At 49.3% G+C, this 23967-nt stretch carries 21 protein-coding genes; 11 read left to right on the top strand and 10 right to left on the bottom strand.

Annotated features, from left to right (window positions below; all coding sequences use genetic code 11):
• The first annotated feature begins 65 nt into the window (after positions 1-65).
• The 3 genes from NFHSH190041_RS17880 to NFHSH190041_RS17870 all read left to right on the top strand — a co-directional run bounded on the left by NFHSH190041_RS17880 (position 66) and on the right by NFHSH190041_RS17870 (position 1909).
• On the top strand, positions 66-734 hold the full coding sequence (locus tag NFHSH190041_RS17880; RefSeq protein WP_261923062.1) for a class I SAM-dependent methyltransferase: 669 nt from the start codon (positions 66-68) through the stop codon (positions 732-734).
• 106 nt (positions 735-840) lie between these two features.
• A complete protein-coding gene (locus tag NFHSH190041_RS17875) occupies positions 841-1410 on the top strand; it encodes a hypothetical protein (RefSeq protein ID WP_261923061.1) in 570 nt (189 codons plus the stop codon).
• Positions 1391-1909 (top strand): hypothetical protein, encoded by a 519-nt coding sequence (locus NFHSH190041_RS17870; protein WP_261923060.1) that lies wholly within the window; start codon positions 1391-1393, stop codon positions 1907-1909. The genes NFHSH190041_RS17875 and NFHSH190041_RS17870 overlap by 20 nt, the downstream gene beginning before the upstream one ends.
• Positions 1910-1989: 80 nt before the next feature.
• Here the strand turns inward: NFHSH190041_RS17870 and trmL are convergent, their stop codons facing one another.
• Entirely contained in the window at positions 1990-2460 is a 471-nt protein-coding gene (trmL, locus tag NFHSH190041_RS17865) for a tRNA (uridine(34)/cytosine(34)/5-carboxymethylaminomethyluridine(34)-2'-O)-methyltransferase TrmL (RefSeq protein ID WP_261923059.1), read from the bottom strand.
• Positions 2461-2872: 412 nt separating this feature from the next.
• Here trmL and NFHSH190041_RS17860 point away from each other — a divergent pair, with 412 nt between their 5' ends.
• Entirely contained in the window at positions 2873-3853 is a 981-nt protein-coding gene (locus NFHSH190041_RS17860; RefSeq protein ID WP_261923058.1) for an MDR family oxidoreductase, read from the top strand.
• Positions 3854-4887: 1034 nt separating this feature from the next.
• Here NFHSH190041_RS17860 and NFHSH190041_RS17855 read toward each other — a convergent pair.
• On the bottom strand, positions 4888-5808 hold the full coding sequence (locus NFHSH190041_RS17855) for a LysR family transcriptional regulator (RefSeq protein WP_261923057.1): 921 nt from the start codon (positions 5806-5808) through the stop codon (positions 4888-4890).
• A gap of 99 nt (positions 5809-5907) precedes the next feature.
• Between NFHSH190041_RS17855 and NFHSH190041_RS17850 the strand changes: the two genes are divergently transcribed.
• Positions 5908-6561: a TetR/AcrR family transcriptional regulator gene (locus NFHSH190041_RS17850; protein WP_261923056.1), complete on the top strand. Its 654-nt coding sequence runs from the start codon at positions 5908-5910 to the stop codon at positions 6559-6561.
• Here NFHSH190041_RS17850 and NFHSH190041_RS17845 read toward each other — a convergent pair.
• Both NFHSH190041_RS17845 and NFHSH190041_RS17840 read right to left on the bottom strand, forming a co-directional pair.
• Positions 6545-7906 carry an ATP-binding protein gene (locus NFHSH190041_RS17845; protein WP_261923055.1) on the bottom strand — a complete coding sequence of 454 codons (1362 nt, stop codon included), beginning with the start codon at positions 7904-7906 and terminating at the stop codon, positions 6545-6547. The two genes, NFHSH190041_RS17850 and NFHSH190041_RS17845, sit on opposite strands and share 17 nt — an antisense overlap.
• Positions 7906-8592: a response regulator gene (locus tag NFHSH190041_RS17840; protein WP_261923054.1), complete on the bottom strand. Its 687-nt coding sequence runs from the start codon at positions 8590-8592 to the stop codon at positions 7906-7908. The genes NFHSH190041_RS17845 and NFHSH190041_RS17840 overlap by 1 nt, the downstream gene beginning before the upstream one ends.
• Before the next feature lie 185 nt (positions 8593-8777).
• Here NFHSH190041_RS17840 and NFHSH190041_RS17835 point away from each other — a divergent pair, with 185 nt between their 5' ends.
• Complete coding sequence (locus NFHSH190041_RS17835) at positions 8778-9305, top strand: Spy/CpxP family protein refolding chaperone (protein WP_261923053.1); 528 nt, start codon at positions 8778-8780, stop codon at positions 9303-9305.
• 70 nt (positions 9306-9375) lie between these two features.
• Positions 9376-10257, top strand: a complete 882-nt coding sequence (locus NFHSH190041_RS17830) for a cation diffusion facilitator family transporter (protein WP_261923052.1) — start codon at positions 9376-9378, stop codon at positions 10255-10257.
• Between the two features lie 9 nt (positions 10258-10266).
• On the opposite strand, the gene glnG is transcribed toward NFHSH190041_RS17830, so the two are convergent.
• From glnG to NFHSH190041_RS17815, 3 genes are all read right to left on the bottom strand, one after another.
• Positions 10267-11679, bottom strand: coding sequence for a nitrogen regulation protein NR(I) (glnG, locus tag NFHSH190041_RS17825; RefSeq protein ID WP_261923051.1), 1413 nt, complete (start codon positions 11677-11679; stop codon positions 10267-10269).
• Positions 11680-11688: 9 nt separating this feature from the next.
• Positions 11689-12765 (bottom strand): nitrogen regulation protein NR(II), encoded by a 1077-nt coding sequence (gene glnL, locus NFHSH190041_RS17820; protein WP_261923050.1) that lies wholly within the window; start codon positions 12763-12765, stop codon positions 11689-11691.
• Between the two features lie 1000 nt (positions 12766-13765).
• Positions 13766-14365, bottom strand: coding sequence for a DUF4124 domain-containing protein (locus tag NFHSH190041_RS17815; protein WP_261923049.1), 600 nt, complete (start codon positions 14363-14365; stop codon positions 13766-13768).
• A gap of 564 nt (positions 14366-14929) precedes the next feature.
• On the opposite strand from NFHSH190041_RS17815, the gene NFHSH190041_RS17810 reads away from it, so the two are divergent.
• Positions 14930-16477, top strand: coding sequence for an AbgT family transporter (locus NFHSH190041_RS17810; RefSeq protein WP_261923048.1), 1548 nt, complete (start codon positions 14930-14932; stop codon positions 16475-16477).
• Positions 16478-16587: 110 nt separating this feature from the next.
• On the opposite strand, the gene ovoA is transcribed toward NFHSH190041_RS17810, so the two are convergent.
• On the bottom strand, positions 16588-18708 hold the full coding sequence (gene ovoA, locus NFHSH190041_RS17805; RefSeq protein WP_261923047.1) for a 5-histidylcysteine sulfoxide synthase: 2121 nt from the start codon (positions 18706-18708) through the stop codon (positions 16588-16590).
• Between the two features lie 266 nt (positions 18709-18974).
• Entirely contained in the window at positions 18975-19274 is a 300-nt protein-coding gene (locus NFHSH190041_RS17800) for a hypothetical protein (RefSeq protein ID WP_261923046.1), read from the bottom strand.
• Between the two features lie 445 nt (positions 19275-19719).
• On the opposite strand from NFHSH190041_RS17800, the gene NFHSH190041_RS17795 reads away from it, so the two are divergent.
• Together NFHSH190041_RS17795 and NFHSH190041_RS17790 are read left to right on the top strand one after the other, a co-directional pair.
• Positions 19720-20904 carry a PrnB family protein gene (locus NFHSH190041_RS17795; RefSeq protein ID WP_261923045.1) on the top strand — a complete coding sequence of 395 codons (1185 nt, stop codon included), beginning with the start codon at positions 19720-19722 and terminating at the stop codon, positions 20902-20904.
• Positions 20905-20948: 44 nt separating this feature from the next.
• The gene (locus tag NFHSH190041_RS17790; protein WP_261925173.1) at positions 20949-22070 is read left to right on the top strand and encodes an aminotransferase class V-fold PLP-dependent enzyme; all 1122 of its coding nucleotides are present in this window, start codon (positions 20949-20951) and stop codon (positions 22068-22070) included.
• Here NFHSH190041_RS17790 and NFHSH190041_RS17785 read toward each other — a convergent pair.
• Complete coding sequence (locus NFHSH190041_RS17785; protein ID WP_261923044.1) at positions 22057-22794, bottom strand: hypothetical protein; 738 nt, start codon at positions 22792-22794, stop codon at positions 22057-22059. The genes NFHSH190041_RS17790 and NFHSH190041_RS17785 overlap by 14 nt on opposite strands.
• Positions 22795-23061: 267 nt before the next feature.
• Between NFHSH190041_RS17785 and NFHSH190041_RS17780 the strand changes: the two genes are divergently transcribed.
• Positions 23062-23874: a hypothetical protein gene (locus NFHSH190041_RS17780; protein WP_261923043.1), complete on the top strand. Its 813-nt coding sequence runs from the start codon at positions 23062-23064 to the stop codon at positions 23872-23874.
• The last annotated feature ends 93 nt before the right edge of the window (positions 23875-23967 follow it).

The following is a 23967-nucleotide window of genomic DNA, read 5'->3' as shown; positions in this document are numbered from 1 at the left end:
TCCCTGTTTAACCCTGAGTTTACCGCCGCTTTTGGCAGCGGCTGATAGATTTTTTTGGAGGAGCCGTGTCCCGTCCATCCCCCTGTCCATTATGTCACTATGCGACCTTAAAGCCTTTTGCTGAAGATAAGCGCCGCCATTATATGCAGTGTCCCTGTTGTCATCTGGTGAGTGTGCCGCCGCAGTACCATTTAAGTTGCTGTGATGAAAAAGCTGAGTATGACAAGCACGATAACCATGCCGCAGATGCTGGTTATATCCGCTTTTTACGCCGTTGTTGGGATCCTGTATTCGCTTGGTTTCAAGCCCGAGGCGATAACCTGACAACGATTAGCGGCTTAGATTTTGGTTGTGGTGAAGGCGCAGTAATGAGCCGCATTGCTGCGGCTGATGGCATTACGCTGGCTAATTATGATCTCTATTACCATCCTGAGTCGACATTACTACAGCAACAGTATCAGTTGATTCTCATGACGGAGGTTATCGAGCATATTGCTGATGCAGCGGCTTTAGTACGTCAGCTCGATACCATGCTGCTGCCCGATGGCTTGTTAGCCGTGATGACGAAGCGGGTACAGGATAAGAACGCATTTGCCCGTTGGCACTATAAAAATGATCCAACTCATATCTGCTTTTATGCCATGACGACTTTTCAGTGGTTGGCGGATGAGTTGGGTTGGCAGCTTATTCCGGCGGGGACAGATGTGGTGCTTCTGCACAAGCCTAAGGGGTAGTTTTTAGTGATTTATTCTTGTCAGCGCCCTGACAGAAGTGTTCTACACTTATTACTTTGGCTTAGCTAGAGCCAAAGTAATAAGTGCAATAGACAGGGAATGGCGCATGACAGATTTGAATTTGCACCCGACAGGGATGGCGGCTGCTAACGTAACTCCGGCAGGAAATCAGCCGGTGGATTGGATCCATATCCATGAGACAGTCAAATTGCTACTGCTGTCTATGGCTCAGATTGAACTGACCCTGACCGATGGCGATCATAATGTCACCGGACTTGGGCAGCAGTTCACCGAAATGGCAGAGCATCTGCGCAAGATGAACCACCATCTACAGAGTGAACCAGATACTCCAACAGAGATCTTGGCCCATGGTCAACAATTGGAGTCGAAAATCAATGAAGGGGTGGTGGCATTTCAGTTTTATGATCGCCTGTCTCAGCGGCTTGAGCATGTGGTCAATGTGTTGGCACTCACAGAAGAAATTCTTAGTGATGAGCAGCGCCGCCTTAAGCCGCAGGCCTGGAAAAATATTCAGACCCAGATAAAAACCAATTACTCCCTCGATTGTGAACGCAAGATGTTTGATTTGGTGATTCAGGGGACGCCACTGCATGAGGCGTTGGAACTGTATCGAACTGACTATATTGAGCCTAACGATGATGTGGAACTTTTCTAAAGCATTGGTGCTGTCTTGGTTGGTGGCAATGCCGGCAGCAGCAGAGAAAATATCCTTGGCCAGTTTTTGTGAAGCAATGGCTGGGCAGTGGCGTGGTTATTCCGCCATCAGTGATCAGAAAAAACCGAAAAAGGCCCGGGTTGATGGTATGTGTTCCGCCGACCGACGACAGTTGTATATGACGGTGATTCCAGGTGGTTCATCTGCAGCTAGTGAAACTTGGTGGTTTCGCCAGCACGGAAAGGATGTATTGCTGACTTACCATAATGGGAATGATGACCCCAGTACCAGGATATTTACGCTTTATCGCAAACCTCAGGGGTTCTCTTTACTGGGGGAGGGTAAAGTACATAATCGTCCAGCATTGATTCAACTGAGATTCGATAAGCGTCGCAAGGGATGGCAATGGCTGCAACAGGTGCAGTTTCTTGATAGCGACACCGATGGCTTTGTTTTTGTCCGCGGTATTGATATGCAGCCCAAGCCTAGCGGCAACTGATCCATATATACAAGATACCAAAAGGGCTTTACGTAGGAACGCGTAAAGCCCTTTTTGCATCAATGCCGCTCTGTCGTCTGCTACAGGCCGACTGCGCCGGCATAGCCCAATTGTCGCCAGGCTTCATAGCTGATGATAGCAACAGCATTGGATAAATTGAGACTGCGACTATCTGGCACCATAGGAATTTTTAGCCGCTGCTCAGTTGGAGTCGCATTAATAATATCCATTGGCAGGCCACGGGTTTCCGGGCCAAATAACAGCACATCGTCGGCTTGATACTGTAATTCTGAATGGGGGCGGCTGCCCTTGGTGGTGCAGGCCATAATGCGTTTGCCCTGCATGGCAGTTAAAAATGCCGCAAAATCCTTATGCCGGGTGACATGGGCCATATCCCGGTAGTCTAGTCCGGCGCGGCGTAGCTTTTTCTCTTCAAGATCAAAGCCAAGTGGTTCAATCAAATGCAGCTGACAGCCGTTGTTAGCACACAGACGCATAATATTGCCGGTATTGGGAGCGATTTCCGGCTCATAGAGGGCGATATGGAACATAAGGATATATGAATAAATTTTGGTCGCTGGATTATATCAGTTGTGGCCTGAATTGGGGCAACTGTCTGCTTCATTCATCGATTATCAGTATACTTGCTACAGTGGAATACGATGACTTGTTAGATTCAATAACACTACAACTTTGTTACATTAGGCACCATTAAGACGGGCAGCGAAGCACTGGTAGTATGCTTGCTTTATTATTTCATTTTGGGCTAATGTGCAGCAGCTGTTTTATTTTATTGCAATTGATGCATATCAATTAGATTAATTTAGTTTTTACTGAAATAACCTTGCTGGTAAAGATAATTCGGTATTAGACTAATGCAAGTTTTAAAGTTGGATAATATTTTCTGTGTCATCATATGATGACGAGAAATATTATTTCCCCTGGCGTTAAGAGAGTTTATTTATGGTAAAAGCTATCGTGCTGACTCAGCAGGAAAAAAAGACCATCGCTGAAATCACTTCCCTGGATATTGCCAATTTACCTGAAGGTGAAGTTCTGGTTGATGTTGCCTGCAGTTCATTGAACTACAAAGATGGCCTGGCCGTGACCGGAGCCGGTCGGGTTGTGACCCGTTTCCCTATGGTTCCAGGTATTGACTGCGCCGGTACGGTACTGGAGTCCAGTGATGCTCGCTATCAGCCAGGGGATAAAGTATTGCTGACTGGCTGGGGTGTGGGGGAAGGCCACTGGGGTGGCATGGCAGAAAAAGCCCGCTTTAAAGCGGACTGGTTGGTGCCTATGCCTGCCGATTGTGATGAAGTTAAAGCCATGCAGATCGGCACCGCAGGTTTGACCGCCATGCTGTGTGTGGATGCCTTGGTTGAAGGCGGTGTGAAGCCAGAAGATGGCCCTGTGCTGGTAACTGGTGCCAGTGGTGGAGTGGGCTCTGTTGCTGTGACGCTATTGGCAAAACTGGGTTATCACGTGGTGGCGAGCAGTGGTCGTGTTGAGCAAAACGGTGAATTACTGAAATCCCTTGGTGCCGCTGAAGTATTAGATCGCAGTGAGCTGGATCGGGAAGCGCGTCCGTTGGACAAACAGCTCTGGGCTGGCTTAGTGGATACTGTTGGTAACAAGGTATTGGCAACAGCGTTGTCCCAGATGAAATATGGCGCTGTGGCCGCAGCTTGTGGTTTGGCGGGCGGTTTTGCCCTGCCAACAACGGTAATGCCATTTATTCTACGTGGTGTTCGTCTGCAGGGTGTAGATTCAGTCTATTGCCCATTTGAACAGCGTAAAGCCGCTTGGGATCGGGTATTGGCGCTGCTGCCGGAAAGTTTTTACCAGCAAGCGTGTGAAACTATTGGTCTAGAGCAAGTTCCTGAGTATGCTGCCAATATTATCAAGGGACAGGTTACTGGCCGAGTATTAGTAAAGCTGTAATTGTACTTTTTCCCCATTGATAAAAAAGCCGGACCTTGTTCCGGCTTTTTTATATTTATATTTGTGCTATTACTATTTCCGCAGACACGCGATATTCAATACTATTGATATTGAATATCTCTAATTCCCATAATATTGAACGTGATGAATATTCAATTAATATGCGCGAGTTAATATTTTGGAATCAATTCCAAAATAGTATTTTTACCACAATAATATGAATTAAATTAACCCGGGTTATGTTAATTTTCTGGCTGTTTTTAAGCTGAGATTATCCATCAGAGATATTATTTAATACATGTTAGGAAATATTTTTATTACATTTGGACTGTGTGGAGATGATGTTTTTTGAATTTCTCTGCTATGTTTTCGCCTTGTTGAGTCGAGCGCTGATTTACTGTTGTGATGGATAACAGGATTTTCTTCCTTGTGCTTTGTATTGATGAGTTAGAACAATCAAAAGATGACGACTACGAAGTACTCGCTAGGCTCATTGCACCAAGGACTCGAAGGTAAAACAACAGCAAGGTAAGAAATTGAATTTCTGCCGTTATTATTGCTTTTCTTTGTGCATCTTCGCGCCCAATAACATCCCTGTTAAAAAGCCAGTTCGCCAATCCTTGGCTCTCGCTCATAAGCATATGGCTGTGCCATATTCGCCGTGGTGGTAGAGGGGCATGTTTTGTATTGATAAGCTAGAACAATCAAAAGATGGCGACCACGAAGTACTCGCTAGGCTCGTTGCACTAAGGACTCGAAGGTAAAACAACAGCAAGGTAAGGCATTGAGTTTCTGCCGTGCTTATTGCTTTTCTTCGTGTATCTTCGCGCCCAATAACATCCCGGTTAAAAAGCCAGTTCGCCAATCCTTGGCTCTCGCTCATAAGCATATGGCTGTGCCATATTCGCCGTGGTGGTAAAGGGGCGTGTTTTGTATTGATTAGCTAGAACAATCAAAAGATAACGACCACGAAGTACTCGCTAGGCTCGTTGCACCAAGGACTCGAAGGTAAAGCGAAAGCAAGATAGGGCTTATCAATCCATCAGAGGGCATTGTTCGCCTAACAGCTGACTGTTAGCTTTAAACAGATCCCGCAACAGCTTCAGGGCAGCATAGCGCGGTGTCGCCGTCTGTTTGTTGTCGATATCCGTCAGATACACAGCTTCATTAAAAACCGGTAGTTGCGGCAGACCAAATTGTGCCGGATTGAGAATTTGCATGGCATCCGTGATGCGAAATGCTGCCACTGGGGCAATAGCAATATCTTGAGTGACAGCTTCGCACAGTGCCAATGGAGAGGGCGAGGAAAGTACGATATTAAGCGGTGGCTGGTTGATACTGTGGTTGGCAAAGACCTGAGCACGGATAGGGCAGTTTTCCGGATACAGTGCAATAGGCAGTACAGGGCTTTGCAATAATTGGCTGTTGGCTGCCGCTACCCAATGAAAACGGCGTTCAAACAATTTATCGCCATCAGGCTGGGCTTGCCAGTGAGTGGCAATAATCATATCAAAAGTGCCCTGTTTCAGCCGTTTGAATAGATTGCCACTGACATCAGTATCGATAACCAATTTCATTGGGGTAAATTCGCGGATAAATTGCAGTAGTCCAGTGTTGAGATAGCGGCTGATATAATCTGTTGGTACCCCAAGACGCAATGTATGACGCTCAGTATTCCAATGCACCTTATCACTCCCATTTTCCTGCGCCTGTTTATTGCCGCTATACCGCTGCATGACTGCGGCATAGCAATAAAGGGCTTTCCCGGCATCCGTCAGTTGCCAAAGTGGGGTATCGGACTGGATGATTGGCTGACCGAGACGCTGAGACAGTTCGGCCATAGTTTGAGCTGCGGCGCTGCTGTCAGGTAGCGCAGCTAGATTAACTGGCCCGCTAGCTTGGCTGGCGGAGCGGCAAAGATGAAGAAACTGTTCCAGCAGGGGCAGGCAGGTCATAGCAAGAAGGCACTGATTATCGTGTTATGATTATCGCGCAAAAAAACTAGCAGATAAAGTCGCCGCCGGTGGGCTTTACCTTGATGGGATCTGAACACTATGAGCAGCTGGGAACAGCGAGAAGCCTTTCTTATTGCCGCCGCGCAGCGCTGTCTGGAGGGGCACAAAACTTTCGCCTTAACCCGGGCTCAGTTAGTGCATGCCAGTCAGATCTCTCGCGGGACGGTTTATAATCATTTCCCAACCGAAGCAGATTTACCTGTGGCCATTGCCACTGATTGTTACCGCCAGTGGAATATGGCGGCGCAGCGTGACAGTGAAGAGTTTACCGTGCCGCTGGCCTGCTTTCTGTATCACCACAGTCGCCGGCTAAAAACGATGCTGCAACAACGCTGTTTTGTCATTGGCCGCATTATGCCGAATCAAACCTTGCTGACTCAGGCCACAGCCGTGCATGCGGCGGCATTTCGGCACCAATATGATGCCTATGAGCAGTGGAATCGAACGCTGATCCAGCAGATTGGTGAGTTAGAGGGATATGACAGAACTGAGTTAGTGTCGGGCTTTATTCGTGGCACATTGATCAATACGGATGATGCCGGACGGGATTTTGCTGATTTGGCACTTTACCGACAGTTCTGTTATGCCCTGTTGCAGTTATTGGGGCAATCAGAGCAGCGAGTACCGGATGATGCCAAACTACAACAAGTGCTGTTTGCTGAGATGACGCAGTTGGTCAACACGGCAGGCTGATACGAATCATCAAGCCACCCTGTGGTCGGTTGGCGGCACTAATCGTACCTCGGTGGGCTGTAACGGCCGCTTGGGTGATGGCCAGCCCCAGTCCCCAGCCGCCGCTCTCCCTTTCCCTTGCGGTATGGGGACGGTAGAAGGGACGAAAAATGGCTTCCAATTCGCTGGCATCGATCCCGGGGCCATCATCTTCAATCACAATATTGATATGCTTGCCTTGCTGTACTGCGCTGAGCCGAATATGACTGTCGGCATAACGGATAGCATTGCGCAGCAGGTTTTCGATCGCCCGGGACAGGCTGCGGGGATGATGGGGCAGACAGAGATCTTCCGGTAAGATAATGGTTAACTGTTTATGTTGTTGCTCTGCTTCAAATTCAGCATCATCCAACACCTGACTGAGGGTTTCAGCTAGCTCATAGACTTTCATTTTGTCCAAGTCGCGGTTCTTTACCCGGGATAGTTCCAGTAATTCGCTGATCAATAACTCCAGCTGCTCCGCTTCATAACCGATGCGCGACAGCTCTTTTCCCTCCAGCCCCTGTTTGCGGGCTAGTGCTAGCGCCAGTTGTAGTCGGGTCAGCGGGGTACGTAGTTCATGGGATACATCACTGATTAGCCGCTGCTGGCTATGCATGGTCTGTTCAATGGCATCGGCCATGGCATTAAAGGCATTAGCCAGCTGGCCTATCTCATCACCCCGACGACAAGTTTGTTCATTCACCCTGCAGCCCAGTTCACCATTCGCCAGGGCATCGGCGCTTTGTTTTAGTTGCCGCAACGGCTTGCCCAGATGCCAGGCTAGCAGAGCGCAGATCAGCCCAGATAGCGCGATGGCCAGCCCCAACGTCAGCATAATATTGTCGGCTAAAAACAGGAACCAAGGGCGAGGATGGCGCGCCGGTAACCTGCCCCACAAGGCATAATGGTTACCATTGATGGCAAATTGATAGGGGCCGAACATCAGATCATCGCGAAATTGGTGGCTGATAGGGTGGCCAGCCTCTTCGGCCATCAGCATAAAATGGCGCATGGTGCGGGAGTTGCGGCGGCCATTGAGCAACCGTCCCTCTTCATCGGTCAAAAATAACCGCATATGTTTATTGCCACCATGACGGTGGCCCTGCCAGCGCAGCAGTTTTTCCGGATGGGCGGCCGCATTGTCTTGCAACTGTTTGGCGCTGCGGGCGAGTACCTGTTCTAGTTTGGCCGGCAGCGGGGCGCGATCATAGTTTTGCTGTAGCAGAGGCAACAAAGCCACCAGGGCAATAATCAAGGAGCTGCAAAGCCAGAACCCCAGCAGTAGCTTGATAAAAATGCGATTGGCGCTGAAGATGCGTGCCATTAGGGGATCCAGATATAGCCTTTACCCCGCAGGGTTTTCACCCGGGGGCGGCCATCATCCCTTGGCGGCAGTTTCTTGCGCAGATTGGACAGATGCATATCCAGCGAGCGGTCAAACGGCATCAGTTTTTTGCCTAATACCAGCTCGCTGAGCGCCTCTTTGGTCATCAGTTCACCGGCATTATCAGCCAGTGCGCAAAGCAGGCTAAACTCCGTGCTGGTGAGCAACAGTAATTGATCATTGCAGTAGGCTTCTTGGCGGGCTTGATCCAACAGTAAATCCCCATGCCGCAAACCATGAGGGGATTGCAGTTCTTGAATCGTTAGGCCGGAGCGACGGATAATCGCGCGAACCCGGGCAACTAGCTCCCGGTCGTTGAAAGGTTTGGGCAAGTAGTCATCGGCGCCGATTTCCAGCCCCACCACCCGGTCGATTTCATCGCCTTTAGCCGTCAGCATCATGACTGGCGTCTGTTTATGCAGTCGCAGGGCTTTGAGTACCTCAAAACCATTGAGTTTAGGTAGCATTACATCAAGCAGGATCAAATCAAAATCACAGCCCAGCGCCATATCCAGCCCACTTTGGCCATCATGGGCAATGGTGAGCCGAAATCCCTCTAGCTCCAACAGTTGTCCCAGCAGTTCTGACAGCCCTAAATCATCATCGATTAACAGAATCCGGTTCATTTGCATCCTCGCCTGATTATTGCCTGAGCAGTATACATTTTTTCCAGTCAACTGCAGTCAGTGATTGTAAGGCAACGTAAAGATCAGCTGCCTTTACAGAGATTTACCTTAGCTAAACCCTCTCTTACGTTGCGCGCCGTACACTGAACAGCAACTCCTGACCTCCTAGCTTAAAGGTAAATAATATGACGCTCAGAAAGGTAAAAACCCTGACATTGGCCGCTTTGACTGGCCTGACACTCTTTTCTGTACCGGCTTTTGCTGGTCATGGATACCATGGCGGTAATGGTGATAATGGTCATTATCAGCGTGAAGGGCGGGGTTATCATCATGGCGGCCATGGTCATATGGGGCGGCACACAGGATGCGGCATGACTGGACGGGGCCTCTATCGCGGGCTGGATTTGACTGAGGCGCAGCGCAGCGAGATTAAGGCGCTAAAACAAGCGCAGCGCAAGGCATTTAAGGCCGCCCGACCAGATGCCGATGAGCGGCAACATCACCGCCAGCAGTGGCAGACATTGATCACAGCACCACAGTTTGATCAGCAGCAGGCGGAGCAGTTACTGGCGCAACATAACCAGTATCGGCAGCAGCATGCTTTAGCCCGGTTAGAAACCCAGAATAAAATCTTTAACCTGCTGACGCCAGAGCAACAACAGATCGTCAAGCAGCGGATGGAACACTGTCCTAACCGGAGTAAAAAAAGCTGATTTATCCCCCGGGCGATTGGGTTACTATTAGCGCTGAAATTTTATTCTGATAATTACCCTGATTGCTTCTATGACAGACTCTTCCCAATACGATTTTTGGGTCAGACTCGCCAGCCGCGCTTCGGTGGCCACGGCGCTGACCCTGATTGCCATTAAGCTGTTTGCTTGGCTCTACTCTGACTCCGCCAGTATGCTGGCATCCCTTACCGACTCTTTCGCGGATGCACTGGCATCCATTGTCAATCTGCTGGCTCTGCGCTATGCCATTGTCCCGGCTGACAAAGACCACAGATACGGCCATGGCAAAGCAGAGCCTTTAGCGTCACTGGCTCAGTCAGCCTTTATTATGGGCTCAGCGTTATTGCTGCTTATCCATGGTGCTGAACGCTTAGCCGAACCTGAGCCGCTGCAACATGCCGGTATTGGTATTTTGGTTTCTGTGGTGGCGATTGCGCTGACCTTGGGGTTGGTGATACTGCAAAAACGCGCCTTGGCTGCGACCGGTAGCACTGTGGTGGCGGCAGATTCTCTGCATTACAAATCTGATCTGTTCTTAAATGCCGGGGTGTTGTTGGCGTTAGTGCTGGCCCATTACGGTTGGTTATGGGCCGATGGTCTGTTTGCGGTGTTGATTGCAATTTACATTGGTTTTCAGGCAACAGAGCTGGCCTATGACAGTGCCCAGTCGCTGCTGGATAGAGAGTTAGATGTGGATGTACGACAGAAAATTGCGGCCTTAGCGGTTGCCGATCCTCGGGTGCAGGGCTATCACGATTTACGTACCCGCCGCTCCGGGAAGATGATTTTTATCCAGCTGCATCTGGAGCTAGATGGATTGCTGACATTAAATGAAGCCCACGAGATCGCTGACACCACGGAAAAACGTATCCGTGGCGCCTTCGCCAATGCCGAGGTGATCGTGCATCAGGATCCCGTCAATACCCATGATTGAGCTAGTGGCTTAATCCAGCGCTAAATCCTTGAGCTTGCGGGTCAGGGTGTTGCGACCCCAGCCAAGGCATTTGGCCGCGTCTTGTTTATGGCCCTTGGTATGACTGAGGGCACTTTCCAGTAAGATTTTTTCAAATTGCGGCAGCATATCGGTCAGCAAATCGAGTTCACCGGCCTGCAATCTCTGCTCGGCTTCTTGTTGCAGGGCACTTTGCCAGGAATGGGGCGCTGCCGTGGCGCTATTGTGATCGACTTGAGTTTGCGGCTGTAACAGTTCTGGCGGCAGATCCTGAGGCAAAATTTCCTGGCCTGATGCCATCACTGTCAGCCAGCGGCAGGTGTTTTCCAGCTGCCGCACATTACCCGGCCAAGGTAGCTGTTGCAGTTTAACTGCTGTCTCTCGTCCTAAGATTTTTCCTTCTACGCCCATTTCCCGTGCAGCTGATGCAAGAAAATGACTCGCCAACTGGGGAATATCTTCCTGTCGCTGCGCCAGTGGCGGCAAATGTATGCGGATCACATTCAAGCGGTGGAACAGATCCTCCCGAAAATGTCCTGCGGCAACCCGCTGCTCTAAGTCTTGATGGGTCGCGGCAATAATGCGTACATCTACCTGTACCGGCGAATGCCCCCCGACCCGATAAAACTGACCATCGGCCAGCACCCGCAGTAGACGAGTTTGCACGTCCAGTGGCATATCGCCGATTTCATCGAGAAATAAAGTGCCCCCATTGGCCTGTTCAAAACGGCCTTGGCGCACGGCAGACGCGCCAGTAAACGCGCCCTTTTCATGGCCAAATAGCTCAGATTCAATCAAATCCTTGGGGATAGCGGCCATATTCAGGGCGATAAAAGGCTTATCTCTGCGAGGGCTGTGTTTATGCAGTGCGCCAGCGACCAGTTCTTTGCCGGTACCGGACTGGCCGTTGATCAACACACTGATAGAGGAGCGTGATAGTCGACCGATGGCGCGAAAGACTTCCTGCATTGCCGGGGCTTCACCGATAATCTCTGGGGTTTTTACCTCAGGCTCCGGTGGTTGGGATTGGCTCTGCTCAGTGACATGACTTAATGCCCGTTCCGTCAGGGCGATGGCCTCATCGATATCGAAGGGCTTGGGCAAATATTCAAAGGCCCCGGCCTGATAGGCGCTGACGGCACTGTCTAAATCTGAGTGAGCCGTCATGATGATAACCGGCAGCTGCGGGTAATGCAGTTGCAGTCGCTCCAACAGCGTCAGCCCATCTGTCCCCGGCATACGGATATCGGAAATCACTACCTTGGGCTGGCTGATCTGCAACGCTTGCCACAGGGATTCAGCGGCAGCAAAACTGGCGCAACTGATCCCCGCGCCCGCCAAGGCGCGTTCCAGAACCCAGCGGATAGAACTGTCGTCGTCTAGGATCCAAACCTGTTCGCTCATGATGTGTCCTTATGCAGGCTGCTGCAGTACCGGCAGCAGCAGGGTAAATTCGGTGTGGCCCGGGGTGGAGGTGCAATCAATGCGGCCTCCGTGCAGCCGGGCAATATTGTGGGCGATAGACAGCCCCAGACCTGAGCCCGCATCCCGCCCGGTGACCATGGGGTAAAACAGCGTATCCATCAGCTCTGGGGGAATGCCAGGGCCATTGTCTGTAACTGACAATTCCAGCACCAGTTTATGGCGGATGTTGCCAATGGTGACTTGATGTTGCGTGCGGGAACGGAGACGGATTTCCCCGCGCTGCCCAGCAAGTGCTTGCACAGCGTTTTGTACAATATTGAGCAGCGCCTGCTGCAGTTGATCGGCATCCATGGCGATATCCGGAATGGAGGGATCATAATCCCGTTGAATACGGATATTCTGTGGCAGAGTCAGCGCCAATAACTGCAGCACTTTTTCGGTGACTTCATGGATACTGTGCAGTGTATGGGGGGTTGGTTTTTGTGGCCCCAGCAGCCGATCGACCAGATTACGCAATCTGTCAGCCTGCTCAATGATCATGGTGGTAAATTCTTTCAGCTGGGGATCGGCCAACTCCCGATCCAGCAGTTGTGCAGCGCCTCGCAGTCCCCCAAGGGGATTTTTAATCTCATGGGCTAGGTTGCGTACCAGATACTGAGCGGCCTGTTGCTGGGCATCTTGGCTCAGTTGCTGGTGAATACGCCGCTGCTGATCGACCTGACGTAGCTCAAGTAAACTCAGAGGTTGCTGCGAGGCGGCATTTTCCAGCTCTAGCGGTACTAAGGTGATATCCACCGCATGCTGGCGGCCATCGAGGGTGATAAGCGTTGCTGTATTGACCGTCAGACTCTGGCGCTCTTTGACCGCTCGCTCCAACTGAATCGTGGACATGCCTAGCTGTTCGCACATTTCTGGCAGTGGCGCTTGTCGCAACCTGTGACTACCCAGCCCGAACAGTTGCGCTGCTGCTGCATTGGCGTAACTGGCCGTTAGTCGATGGTCGATCACCAATACTGAGGTGACCTGATGGTTGAGCAGGGTTGCCGTTTCCGGAATCGTTTGCATCTCTCCGTCCATATGATTAAAAAGTAATATTGCACAGCAACTTATCCTAGTAACGCTATTGTTGCACTATATTGGTGCATCACTCAACCCCGAGATCTGTTCAGCCTAAGCGTGACAGTCATTGCCGCAATAACTCAGTTTGTCGCCTTAAGCTCACGGTAATCATGACCTTTCCCTTATCGCGATATACCAGTATTTCATTCAAATAGGGTTTAACCTTCTACTGGCTAATCGATATGTTGTTATTTTGCCTAGGCACGTAGAGTTTTTACCTACATCATTCAACGATGGGCTTTATCTCATCATGTGCTGAGCGGATTGTTTTTCAGTCGTTTGGGCGCCGTGTTACCAAGGCGTTACTGCTAATAAAGCACCCTCAAGCTGTTAGTAATGCAATTTTGTGGCCTGAATGGTTATCTCTAGGGTCTGTTGACCTTTCAAGTTTGTTTTGCAGCGATTTGAGGATGCTTTATACAAGGCAGAGGCTTTGATAGGTAGTTGCGCTACCTGATAGGCCGATAACGCAGTAGACAGGAGCCTCAAACGCTGCCCGCAGGGTTCGGCTAAAAGCGTTTTACTCTTTGTTGAGCAGTTCTTGCTTAGAATCACTAGGCGACAAACCACTCGCCGCGATTAAAACGCTTTTATCTCGAACAAAATTTAATCATGAAACGTCAACAGACCCTAGGGTCTGGCTATATTTTTAACTTTGCTTGCTTAGCGCGATCAAAGCCGTATTTCTGCCATTTTTAACCGTTTGGCTTTTATTGATAGATGCCAGATTTATCGTGCTCAGCAGTGGGGTCACTGATAGGGACAATTGCGCACCATAACCGCAGAATTGAGAATGAAGATATAGGGATGAACGAAAGAGCATATTCAAATAAAGAGAGAGGTTTAGCGATAGTTACCTGTTAAACCACGCTCAAGATCTTTGCGACAACCTTGGCAATACCATAGTGAGCCGCAGATATGATAATGGCGTTTTAAGAGGGGCTCTTTACTGTCTTGGTTGAGGTTTTTTCGGTGGCCGGTGAATCGCTCGATGCAGAAATACCGTGTGGCTGGCACTGTTTGCCAGAATGCGACCATCAGGCAATAAGCTTTGAACTTGGATCTGATGGGCACCCCGATCAACATTGCGCAGTTGAAACAACGGGCTGCGTTGTGGCGGCAGTAACAATTTGTTGTCCAGTAGCAACTGGAAACGGGTAGAAGTTGGCGGTGAGGGAGTGATGGCTACCTGCACGGTAAAGTCACCCTTGTTGTTTCGGATGGTAGCTTCTGGCTCAGGTGTTGTGATGGTCAACTGGTACTGAGTTGCTGTTATTGCAGGTGACAATGACTCCCGCTGTGCTTGCTGTGGCAATGCGATACGATTTTCAGTATTGGCCGCAGGTGTTACCACACTGGCATCTTCTCTTGGGGTATCGGAATAATGTACCCGCCCCTGTTTATCAATCCATTTATACACAGCAGCTTGAGCGGTGACTTGAGTCAGTAACGACATCGCAAATACCGTTATCAGCATCATTACGGCGGAGCCAGATGATGCCTGTAGCCGATCTCTGAATTTAACGTGATAAGCAGAATTAGCCATCGAATGCCCTTAGGATCTGTTGACCTTTCATGGTTAAATTTTGTTCGAGACAAAAGCATTTTAATCGCGGCGAGTGGGTTGCGGCTTAGTTATTCTAAGCAAAAGCCACTCAACAAAGAGTAAAACGCTTTTAGCCGAACCCTATGTTCCCTTTTCTACCGATATCCTTGTTCTGCTGAGGGTACCTCGCTTTGCGCAAAAAAGCACCGTTTGTGTACGGTTCAGTCTAGATAATGCTTGTACAGCGAGGATGTCTGCAACGGCATGTTTTTGAGTGGATTAATGGCATATACGGCGGCTATTAATGGAAGAGCACGCTGTGGTGAATCACACTTGCGGGTACTGAATGCTAGTTGCAGGATGTGATGTAAGATGAAAAAACAGCAGGATTAATCTGAAAATAGTTAAAAATGTGAGTAATAGTGTTGGTTTAAGATAGCAAGCCTGCTTGAGTCAATGCTGATTTGCCTTTACTTTAGCTGTCACAGGCAGAATAACTGCCACAGGCGAACCCTTTGGGGTTGGAAAGCGCCGGATAATAACAAAGATAAAAGGGAGTGAAGTATGCAGCAGGTGGATAGCGGGCAGCCGACCGGCATGGTTGGCAGAATGTTGAACAATATTGAGCGGGTAGGGAATAAACTACCCGATCCAGCGGTGATTTTCCTCGTTGCCATGGTACTTATCTGGTTGCTATCAGCGCTGTTTTCCCAGATGACTTTCTCCACGTTGGACCCTCGCACCGGGGAAGCCTTGGTGGTGCATAACCTGCTGACCGGTGATGCGATGGCTGGCTTTCTGGCCTCGATGGTAACCACCTTTACCAGCTTTGCCCCATTGGGGGTGGTGTTGGTGGCAATGCTTGGGGTTGGCGTTGCCGAGCATTCAGGCTTTATCAATACCGCACTGAAAATGATGCTGAAAGTGACCCCAGCTAAGTTGCTGACCCCTTCGATTATCTTAATTGCTATTGTCAGCCATACTGCGACAGATGCCGGATATGTATTGGTGATCCCGTTGGCGGGGGTGATTTTTTATGCCATGGGACGTCATCCACTGGCCGGGATCGCGGCCGCATTTGCCGGAGTCAGCGGTGGTTTCGGTGCTAACTTTGTTCCCTCCGGGTTGGATCCGTTGCTGCAGAGCTTCACTCAGAGCGCTGCGCAGATTATTGATCCACAAATGTCAGTTAACCCGCTCAACAATTGGTTTTTTGCTTCGGCTTCCAGTCTATTTATTGTCATGTTGGGTTGGTATATCACAGATAAAATTATTGAGCCGAGATTGCAGGCAACCAAGGTGGATGGGGATACCAGCTCGTTGCCATCATTTGACGAAGTGACAGCCCAAGAAAAGCGCAGTTTTTTGTTGGCATCCGCTGTAATGCTCTTGGGGTTGGTGGGGCTATTTCTGGCCAGTGCCCCAGCAGATTCTCCGCTACGGGCAGGCAATGGTGAGCTGACGGATTTTAAAGCGCCGCTGATGCAGTCCATTGTGCCATTGATTTTCTTGCTGTTCTGGATACCTGGCGCTGTGTATGGCTTTACTGTGGGCAGCTTTAAAAGCAGTAAAGATATGATTGAGGCCATGAGTAAGTCTATGGGCAGCATGGCTTACTACATTGTGATGGCCTTTTTCTGTGCGCTATTTATTGCTGCATTTGGTCAATCTAACTTGGGGGCATTGTTAGCCATTGAGGGGGCTGAAGTGCTTAAGGTATTGGCCTTGCCGAGCAGTGTCACCATTGTCGGTATTATTTTCCTGACCGCTTTTGTGAACCTGTTTGTTGGCTCTAGCTCTGCCAAATGGGCATTGCTTGGGCCGATTTTCGTGCCCATGTTGATGCAGTTAAATATCTCTCCCGATTTGACTCAGGCCGCTTACCGCATCGGGGACTCTGGCTCCAATATTATTACGCCACTGATGCCTTACTTCCCGCTGGTGGTGGTGTATTGTCAGAAATATGTCAAAGATACCGGCATAGGAACCCTGATTGCTTTGATGCTGCCTTACTCTGTGGTGTTTTTAATTGGTTGGACAGCCTTCTTGCTAGCCTATTGGGCACTGGGGCTACCGCTGGGGTTGCAGGCCAGCTATAGCTATGGCTTGTAATTACCGCTAGGTCAGTCACTAAACGAACAAAAACCGCCCTCAGTTGGGGGCGGTTTTTTGCATTTTAATCAGAGCTGGTTGTGAGTACTGTCGTTACCGTTTGCTGCGGATTAATCTGCCTGACGTTTACGCCAAATGCTCATTTCTGATATTGAATGTTGGAATTTACGTTTAGTTTCTCGGATCACAAATGGGATCTCTTTTACTGCTACCAATTCAAACTCTCCGATTAACGTCTCCGTGAGGCCTTCTAATGTGGTCAAATTTTCCCCGTTACGCTTAATGCCACCAAGCCACTGATCTTTTGGCGTATATACTTCCAGCCAGGTGTAAGGTGAGCTAATCACCAAATAACCACCAGGCACCAGACGACTGCCTATTTGTTGTAAGAACGCTTTTGGCTGGCTGAGCCGGTCAATCAGGTTGGCGGCATATATTAGTTGGTAATTGCTGAATCTGGCTTTGAGATTATTGGCATCCCCTTGGGAGAAATGCACTTTATGGGAAAGCTGACGGTATCCCAGTCTTGCAAGGTCAATGCTTTTAAATTGTTGTAATTCCCCTTCGGTCGCAATGGCATAACGTTTTTCTCCCTGTCCGGCTAAGGCGCAGGCTTGGGAGATAAATCGGGCTGAGAAATCGATACCGTCTACATGGGCAAACCGCTTCGCTAGCTCAAAACTGGCTCGTCCGACTGAGCAGCCGATATCCAATGCCCGGTGGGCAAAATGATCTGGCAGTTCGGTTAAGACGGCTTGTACTGCAGCGGTGCAGAAGTTATCTGTGTCAAAGTAGCGATCGCCATAATGAAATTCCAAATACTGCGCGACTAGGGTATCTGTTTCATAAGGGGTTACTTGAGGTGTTGGCTCAATTGCGACGCTGTTTTCCACATAGCGGAACCCGGCATGTTGATAAAAATGGCGGCGAAAAGCATAGCGGGAGGCCCTGATGGCTTCATTACCAGTGGAGATCCAGCTGCCGCCTTTGATCAGATTATGTTGGCCATCAAAGGTTGGGGTAGAGAAATCATCATACAGGGGGTGAACAGCAAAGCCGCTAAAGCCATCAATGCTGGAGCGGGTCCATTGCCAGACATTGCCGCTGATATCAAAAAAGTCTCCTTGGGCAAAACGGTTAACGGGGCAGGATGTAGCGTAGTGGCCTAGGGCTATATTGGCTTTAGTTTCTGGCCATTGCGCGGGATCGCACGCTAGCTGTTGCCGCAGTAATTGCCATTGGGCTTCAGTGGGTAGGCTGATATGAGTGCCGCTTTGCTGCGCTTTCCAACAGCAAAAGGCTGCGGCTTCTAACTGATTAACTTCAACCGGCCAGTTCAGCGGTAATGGGATTTCTTCGGTGAGATTACGCTGTTGCAGGCCATTGGCCGTATCACGCCAGAATCGAGGCATTTGGGCTTTGGTGTAGGCCAGCCAGCGCTGACCTTCTTCACTCCAGTAGTGAGGCTGACGATAGCCGCCGTCTCGCACAAACTCGAGGTATTCACCATTGCTGACCAGATAACGCGAGGCTTTAAAGGGAGTAACCTCTTGTTGCGCATGACCATATTCATTATCCCAGCCATAGGTTTTATCTTGCTCCGATTTTCCTTGGGTAAGCTTGCCACCAGGATGGGCTATCAGGCTATTTTCAGGAGCAGGTCCTTGTTCTGGGCATCCCGGCCATTGGCTGTTGGGATGAATATCGACAAGTGGAAGCTGGCGGATAATCACTGAGGAGGTTTCTAAGTGAATACGTTCATGCTCAATGCCCATCAAAATCACCCAAGCAGGATCTTGAGCCGTGATCGGCAGGGTTAATTCCAGCGAATCAATAATGTCATTCACCAAGGAGCACACTCTGGCCCGGTAGTCCCTGACTTGCTGCAGAGAAGGCCACTGGTAGTGGCGCTGATCGAGATCATCCCAACTCATTTCGTCCACGCCAATGGCGAACATGGATTCAAAATCCGGGTTGATCCCTGTGGTAATTAACTTGGCTAACCTGAATTTATTGACATAAAAAGTGGCGGTATGGCCAAAGTAGAAAATCAGTGGATGGCGAAGGGGCTCTGGCCGACTGAAATAGGCCTGTTCATTGCTGATAAGGGAAAATAAAGATTCATACAGCTGCCAAGTGTGGTTAAACATGGCTTTTAGTTCCCGGCGTTTACTGTCGTTATCCGAGCCATCAAGCCATAGAGTTTGATTCAAAGGATTAGGGGTTAGCATGGGCGCTCCTGTTCTGTTTTTTCTACGGGCGGTGTAAATAGAATAGAAGCCGCAGGCGAAATCGCATTGGTCAATAATGTTGATTTTGGAGTGGTTATCTAGGATCAGCAGATTTTGGCTCAGAGGTTCAAACTGGCCCCCGGATAGGACCGGGGGCATGCCGACTGAAAGAGAAGGATGTCATGTGTGGAGGTGACCTTTAAGGGGAAAGGCCCATGACAGTCAGGCGGCGCTGCAGTATGTCAGTTGCGGCACAGTATCACTTACTAGTGAGAAACTGCTCGCAGCGTCGTTTTACGGTAATCATATTTCTGGTTGAGCACGTTCAGCTCGCCCAGAGACATAGGGACAACATTACCCTCAGCATCAAATTTGTGGGCGGTTGCATTAACAAAATCTACCAGGTACAAGCTGTGATTCTGGCCTTTTTCTGCAACCAATTGCTGCAGAGCATCATTACCGCAATCATTACAGATCAGCGGCGCAGCCTGATGGGCAAACACGGCAGAAGATGACAGCAGCGACAGTCCGATAAAGGCTGTTTTATTCAGTAATTTCTTAAACATACGAGACTCCTGTAATATTGCGGTTGTGATCTCTGTCACAATTTGAGTCTATCGTAAACAAAAAGTTATTGTCTATTTTTTGACTTAATACAGGGGGCTGAAAGCATTGATATTTAGACGCTATCTTAGTGGAAGCGCCCATAGGGTAGGCAATTTTAGATACTGTAATAAATTGTATCTTTTGCACTTTATCTTGATGTTTATTAAGTAAAAAATATCATCAAAAGCTAATTTAACTTTATATATTCACTGCTTATATCTCTACAGGGAGGGCGTTTACGATAAGCATGTTTATTCATTGTGAGGCGGTCATGTAAAAGTCTTTTTATTCAACACCTTGTAAGTGGTTCGCTTCAGGGTGTTGGTTATGACAGAATCGGGTGAGCGTAATATATGGATGCCGACCTGATGGTCGTATTTAGGGATACAGTAAGGAGTACTGGACGTGATCTCTCACAGTGACAGGTTTGATCAATGGATTCGGGATAGATTTGTCGTTCTCAATACTGAGTTAGAGCGGTTATATGCTGAACAGGCAGATCGCAGTCGGGTTGTTGGCATTGGCGATGAACTAAAACAGACGCTGCTGGAGGAAGGTAACAGGCTTATTTCCGCATTGTTGTTGGAGGGAAATACCGATCAAGGATTTGATGCCGCATTTGATTTGCTCGGTAATGTTGGTCTGTTTATGGCGGCTTGCCGCCGACATGAATTAACCGAACCTTTCCGGGAAACCGTGTCCCCTCTGTATGAGGCTTCTGCGCTGGCTATGCACATTGGTGCGTCTATCGGCGTTACCCCCAGATTTGCCACCGCACACCTGACGACCCATAACCGGGCAATTAATGGCGTGTATAAGCGTTTTACCTCTTTGCCCGCTGAGCAGTTGTTTCTGGATTATAACACCCGCGGTATTTTGGCCTACAAACGCGCCGCTGATGCCCTGTTAAAAATTCGTCCGTTGGGTTTGTCTCATCCACTGACGGCGGATCTGTTATCTGTCGCTAATGATGCTCTGGCTCAGGTTCAATGCAGCAATGCTGAGTTGTACCAGCAACTTAACACTGATGACTTCTTTTATCAGGTGCGTCCCTATTACAAACCCTACCGGGTAGGGAGCCAGATTTATCGTGGGGCCAATGCCGGTGATTTTGCGGGCATCAATGTGATTGATATGCTGCTAGGGCTATGTCCGGCTAATGATCCGGCGTATTCGCCACTGCTGGTGGATAAATTCCTCTATATGGTGCCGGAGGATCAGCGGATATTGCGTGATTGTATGCGGATGAATAATTATCTGGATGAGTTTTTGGTTTTGATTGCGCAACACCAGACAAAACAGCCCTGGTTTGCGAAACATTTAGCCCTGTTTTTGGCTGTGTGCCATAGCCATGGGGTGACCGCTGCTCAGCACCATGAGCAACTGGTCGAAAAATATATTCGCCAACCTGCCAGTGCGTTGGCGCCTGAATATCTGGATAAAGTAACGGCCAGTGGGCCGGCTCTCGCTCAGTTGTTGAGCGGACTAGAAAAGCTAAAAGATCGGCGATGCGCGGCTAAGCGGGATGATATTGCGACCCGGCATGATGATATTGTCCGGTTGCAACAGGAATTGGAGCGCTTGGTATGATATCGCCCACTCAAGCTAAGATTGCTGCTGACAGACAAGACGGTATGTTATTACCTGAGGGTGTGCAGCAGGATTTTTGTTTACCCCAAGGCAGCTATTTACTCAGCCATTCGGTTGGTCGGCCGCTTCGCCGCGCTTCGGAGGTTTTCGCCCGGCAATTTTTTACCCCTTGGCAGCAGGGCGAAGCCGAGCCTTGGCCTGATTGGCTCACGGTGATTACGGGGTTTAGACAGGCGCTGGCAAGGTTGTTTTATGATGATGCCGAGCACTTCTGTCCCCAAGTGAACCTCTCTTCAGCATTGAGCAAAATTTTGTTAAGTCATCCTCGCTTGGCTCGCCGTCCTCATATTTTGCTCAGTGAACAGGATTTTCCCAGTATGGGATTTGTGATGCAGCAAGCGCCGGAGCATGCCCAACTGCGGTTTATACCGCGTAATGCTGATATCACTGATGTAAATGTCTGGCTTGATCAGTTTACAGCACAGACAGATCTGCTGTTTATCAGTCAGGTTTATTCCAATACAGGCCAACGGGCACCTGTAGCCCAGTTAGTCGCAGAGGCGCGCGCCCGGGGCATAATTACTGTGGTGGATGTTGCTCAGTCTGCCGGGGTGATTCCACTGGATCTATCTGTAACAGATGCTGATTTTGTCATTGGCTCCTGTGTGAAATGGCTTTGTGGTGGCCCGGGCGCAGGGTTTTTATGGGGCAATCCGGCGATGTTGCCTCAGTGCACCCCAAGGGATGTTGGCTGGTTTAGTCATGCTGAGCCCTTTGAATTTGATATTCACCATTTTGTTGCCGAACAAAATGCGTTGAAATTCTGGGGCGGAACGCCGTCCATTGCGCCATTTGTGTTGGCTGCTGACAGTATTGCTTATATGGCGAGGCTGGGAGATAAGGTATACCAACATAATCAGACCTTACTGGATAAGTTACACAGCTTAGTTGGGGAGTATTTGATCTCCCCGATGGCGAGGGATAAACGCAGTGGCACTGCAGTTATTCATACTCTGGATGATCAACGTTTACTGACGTTATTACAGCAAGCGGGAATGAGTGTCGATTTACGCGCTGCAGGTGTGAGGGTGTCGCCGCATATCTATACCCGTGAAGCAGAGATAGACAAATTGGCCTGGTTATTGGCAAAGGTTAAACATTGCTGACACTGGCATGAAAAGGTAATTCTTGTTGCTGCTGTTTCAAGTATAGCTGTAAATCTTGCTCACAGTGCTGTAGTAGGTGTTCTGCGCCTTTGGCATAAAGTCCCTCATAAATCAGTGGCGTGACTTCATATTGGGTGCCTTTGAGCAATCCGCCGATGTGTTTGACCTGATTGGCAAAACGGCGAGTCATAACATCAGCAAGACAGTGTCCCAGCCCTAAGGTGCGCCAAGTGGGCATGACATAACCGAAAATAAGATGACAGCAAAGCCCGAATTCTTCCGTTCCTGAGGGGTTACCCATGGTTTCCCAGCTGTCCATCAACGAGTAGTTAAAACAGATAAAGGCGACGGGTTTATCGGGCTCATTTTCTTCAAAGGCTAATAGAAATTCATTGCAGCGCTGCTGGTTTTTTACCACACCAAATGACATTTCAAAGCTGTGGTGGATGGCCTGTTTGAGTTGTGGATCTTTTTCCAGCGCAAGGAAATAACGCATCACAGCCAGATGATCTGTGTCGTCTGATTTATCGTACACGCTGAGGGTGGGGATATAGGGATTACGGCTCCACTCTGGATGCCGTTCAGCCAGAATGGCTAGATTGTCACAGGAGATCCGCTGCACATAGCCTTTACCATGGCGGTGGTGGCAGGAAGGGTAATCGTCCAGTAAGAACAGTGAGTCAAACAGCTTGTCCCGCGTTAACTGGGCAGAGTTGGCGACCATCTTCAGCTTTATACCTGTGTTGTTCTGATGCGAAAGGGATCTCTTGTCAGACAGCCAAGCTGTCCTCTGTGAGCGGCGACCCATTAAGTTTTAGTCGAGGATCGGCATTAATGCCATTTGCTGATGATTTTATTGGTGGAAAACAGCGTTATTACCACAGGAAAATGAACGTATTGGTGCACGGCATTTTAATTTGTTGTGGTTTGCGCTGGCGGGGAAAACTGGTAATTTTAAGCTTCGGATCATTAAGCAGAGGATGCTTGAAGTATGGTACGGAATATCATGTTAAGCGGTCTGACTGGCGTTGCGATTGGTTACGGTGCGGCTTGGCTAGGCGGAACCGATGAGTTTTCAGCCCCGGTAGCTGAGAGTGATGATGCGGCGAAGTTAACGCAACTGAAAAACGAAATTGCTATGCAGCAGCTGGAAAATGATCTGCTGGTGCGTATGGTTAAGGCTGGTCTTCGTGGTGATATTGCCGACCATATGCAGACTTACCGGCAGTTAGCTCATCAGCGCCGCCCGCAACCACCGGTAAACACGACGGATAACTCTGTTACTTCACCCCCTTCATTTACTGCAGATACGCCTACCAAAAAAGGACAGCCAAAGCCGGATAGTGTCGATGCTCAGGCATTGGTTGCTCGAGTACAACGGGCTGATATTGCCCTGCAAAAACAGGCACTGGCCGAGGGGTGGGCGGATGCGGGGCAGTTGAATCAGGCGCGGCGAGAGTTATGGCAAGAGGCGAAAAATAGTCTGATGGAACAGCAATATATGGCAGGGCTTCATCAAGCTGGATTACCGAATATGTTGTTTCTTGGCAGTACCAAAACCAAGGCCGCCAAAGCCTTAGGACTTAAGTATGGTGATGTACTGATGACTGTGGCTGGTCAGCGGGTATACAGCCGAGATGATTTACGTTTGCAGTTAGAGAATTTGGGCGTCGATAGCACCTTGGAGCTGACATTTAACCGCCAGGGGCTGATTTTGCCGGTAACCGTTACGGCATTAAATCAATCTCTGACTTTATACGGTGACTCTGTAGCGCCGGAGGCGTTAAGCCATAAGCGGCGCTAAATAATCCTCTAACTCAGCGTTATCTTTGTGAAATAGAAACGTTGTTTGCAATAAAAACCCGGCCTTAGCCGGGTTTTTTTAATGCGCTAATGG

It is taken from the genome of Shewanella sp. NFH-SH190041 (assembly GCF_024363255.1).
In the GTDB taxonomy this organism is placed as follows: domain Bacteria; phylum Pseudomonadota; class Gammaproteobacteria; order Enterobacterales; family Shewanellaceae; genus Shewanella.
Note: the sequence above shows the minus strand (reverse complement) of the source record. Positions and strands in the feature narration are given on the sequence as shown.

What these genes read in the sequence shown, in the direction of transcription:
- NFHSH190041_RS17785 (WP_261923044.1), bottom strand. Translation starts at nt 22,794, where the DNA reads ATGGTCGCCAACTCTGCCCAGTTAACGCGGGACAAGCTGTTTGACTCA.
- NFHSH190041_RS17840 (WP_261923054.1), bottom strand. Translation starts at nt 8,592, where the DNA reads ATGAACCGGATTCTGTTAATCGATGATGATTTAGGGCTGTCAGAACTG.
- NFHSH190041_RS17860 (WP_261923058.1), top strand. Translation starts at nt 2,873, where the DNA reads ATGGTAAAAGCTATCGTGCTGACTCAGCAGGAAAAAAAGACCATCGCT.
- trmL (WP_261923059.1), bottom strand. Translation starts at nt 2,460, where the DNA reads ATGTTCCATATCGCCCTCTATGAGCCGGAAATCGCTCCCAATACCGGC.
- NFHSH190041_RS17855 (WP_261923057.1), bottom strand. Translation starts at nt 5,808, where the DNA reads ATGACCTGCCTGCCCCTGCTGGAACAGTTTCTTCATCTTTGCCGCTCC.
- NFHSH190041_RS17870 (WP_261923060.1), top strand. Translation starts at nt 1,391, where the DNA reads ATGATGTGGAACTTTTCTAAAGCATTGGTGCTGTCTTGGTTGGTGGCA.
- NFHSH190041_RS17790 (WP_261925173.1), top strand. Translation starts at nt 20,949, where the DNA reads ATGTTATTACCTGAGGGTGTGCAGCAGGATTTTTGTTTACCCCAAGGC.
- NFHSH190041_RS17800 (WP_261923046.1), bottom strand. Translation starts at nt 19,274, where the DNA reads ATGTTTAAGAAATTACTGAATAAAACAGCCTTTATCGGACTGTCGCTG.
- NFHSH190041_RS17835 (WP_261923053.1), top strand. Translation starts at nt 8,778, where the DNA reads ATGACGCTCAGAAAGGTAAAAACCCTGACATTGGCCGCTTTGACTGGC.
- NFHSH190041_RS17845 (WP_261923055.1), bottom strand. Translation starts at nt 7,906, where the DNA reads ATGGCACGCATCTTCAGCGCCAATCGCATTTTTATCAAGCTACTGCTG.
- NFHSH190041_RS17810 (WP_261923048.1), top strand. Translation starts at nt 14,930, where the DNA reads ATGCAGCAGGTGGATAGCGGGCAGCCGACCGGCATGGTTGGCAGAATG.
- NFHSH190041_RS17780 (WP_261923043.1), top strand. Translation starts at nt 23,062, where the DNA reads ATGGTACGGAATATCATGTTAAGCGGTCTGACTGGCGTTGCGATTGGT.
- ovoA (WP_261923047.1), bottom strand. Translation starts at nt 18,708, where the DNA reads ATGCTAACCCCTAATCCTTTGAATCAAACTCTATGGCTTGATGGCTCG.
- NFHSH190041_RS17875 (WP_261923061.1), top strand. Translation starts at nt 841, where the DNA reads ATGACAGATTTGAATTTGCACCCGACAGGGATGGCGGCTGCTAACGTA.
- NFHSH190041_RS17850 (WP_261923056.1), top strand. Translation starts at nt 5,908, where the DNA reads ATGAGCAGCTGGGAACAGCGAGAAGCCTTTCTTATTGCCGCCGCGCAG.
- glnG (WP_261923051.1), bottom strand. Translation starts at nt 11,679, where the DNA reads ATGAGCGAACAGGTTTGGATCCTAGACGACGACAGTTCTATCCGCTGG.
- NFHSH190041_RS17830 (WP_261923052.1), top strand. Translation starts at nt 9,376, where the DNA reads ATGACAGACTCTTCCCAATACGATTTTTGGGTCAGACTCGCCAGCCGC.
- glnL (WP_261923050.1), bottom strand. Translation starts at nt 12,765, where the DNA reads ATGCAAACGATTCCGGAAACGGCAACCCTGCTCAACCATCAGGTCACC.
- NFHSH190041_RS17815 (WP_261923049.1), bottom strand. Translation starts at nt 14,365, where the DNA reads ATGGCTAATTCTGCTTATCACGTTAAATTCAGAGATCGGCTACAGGCA.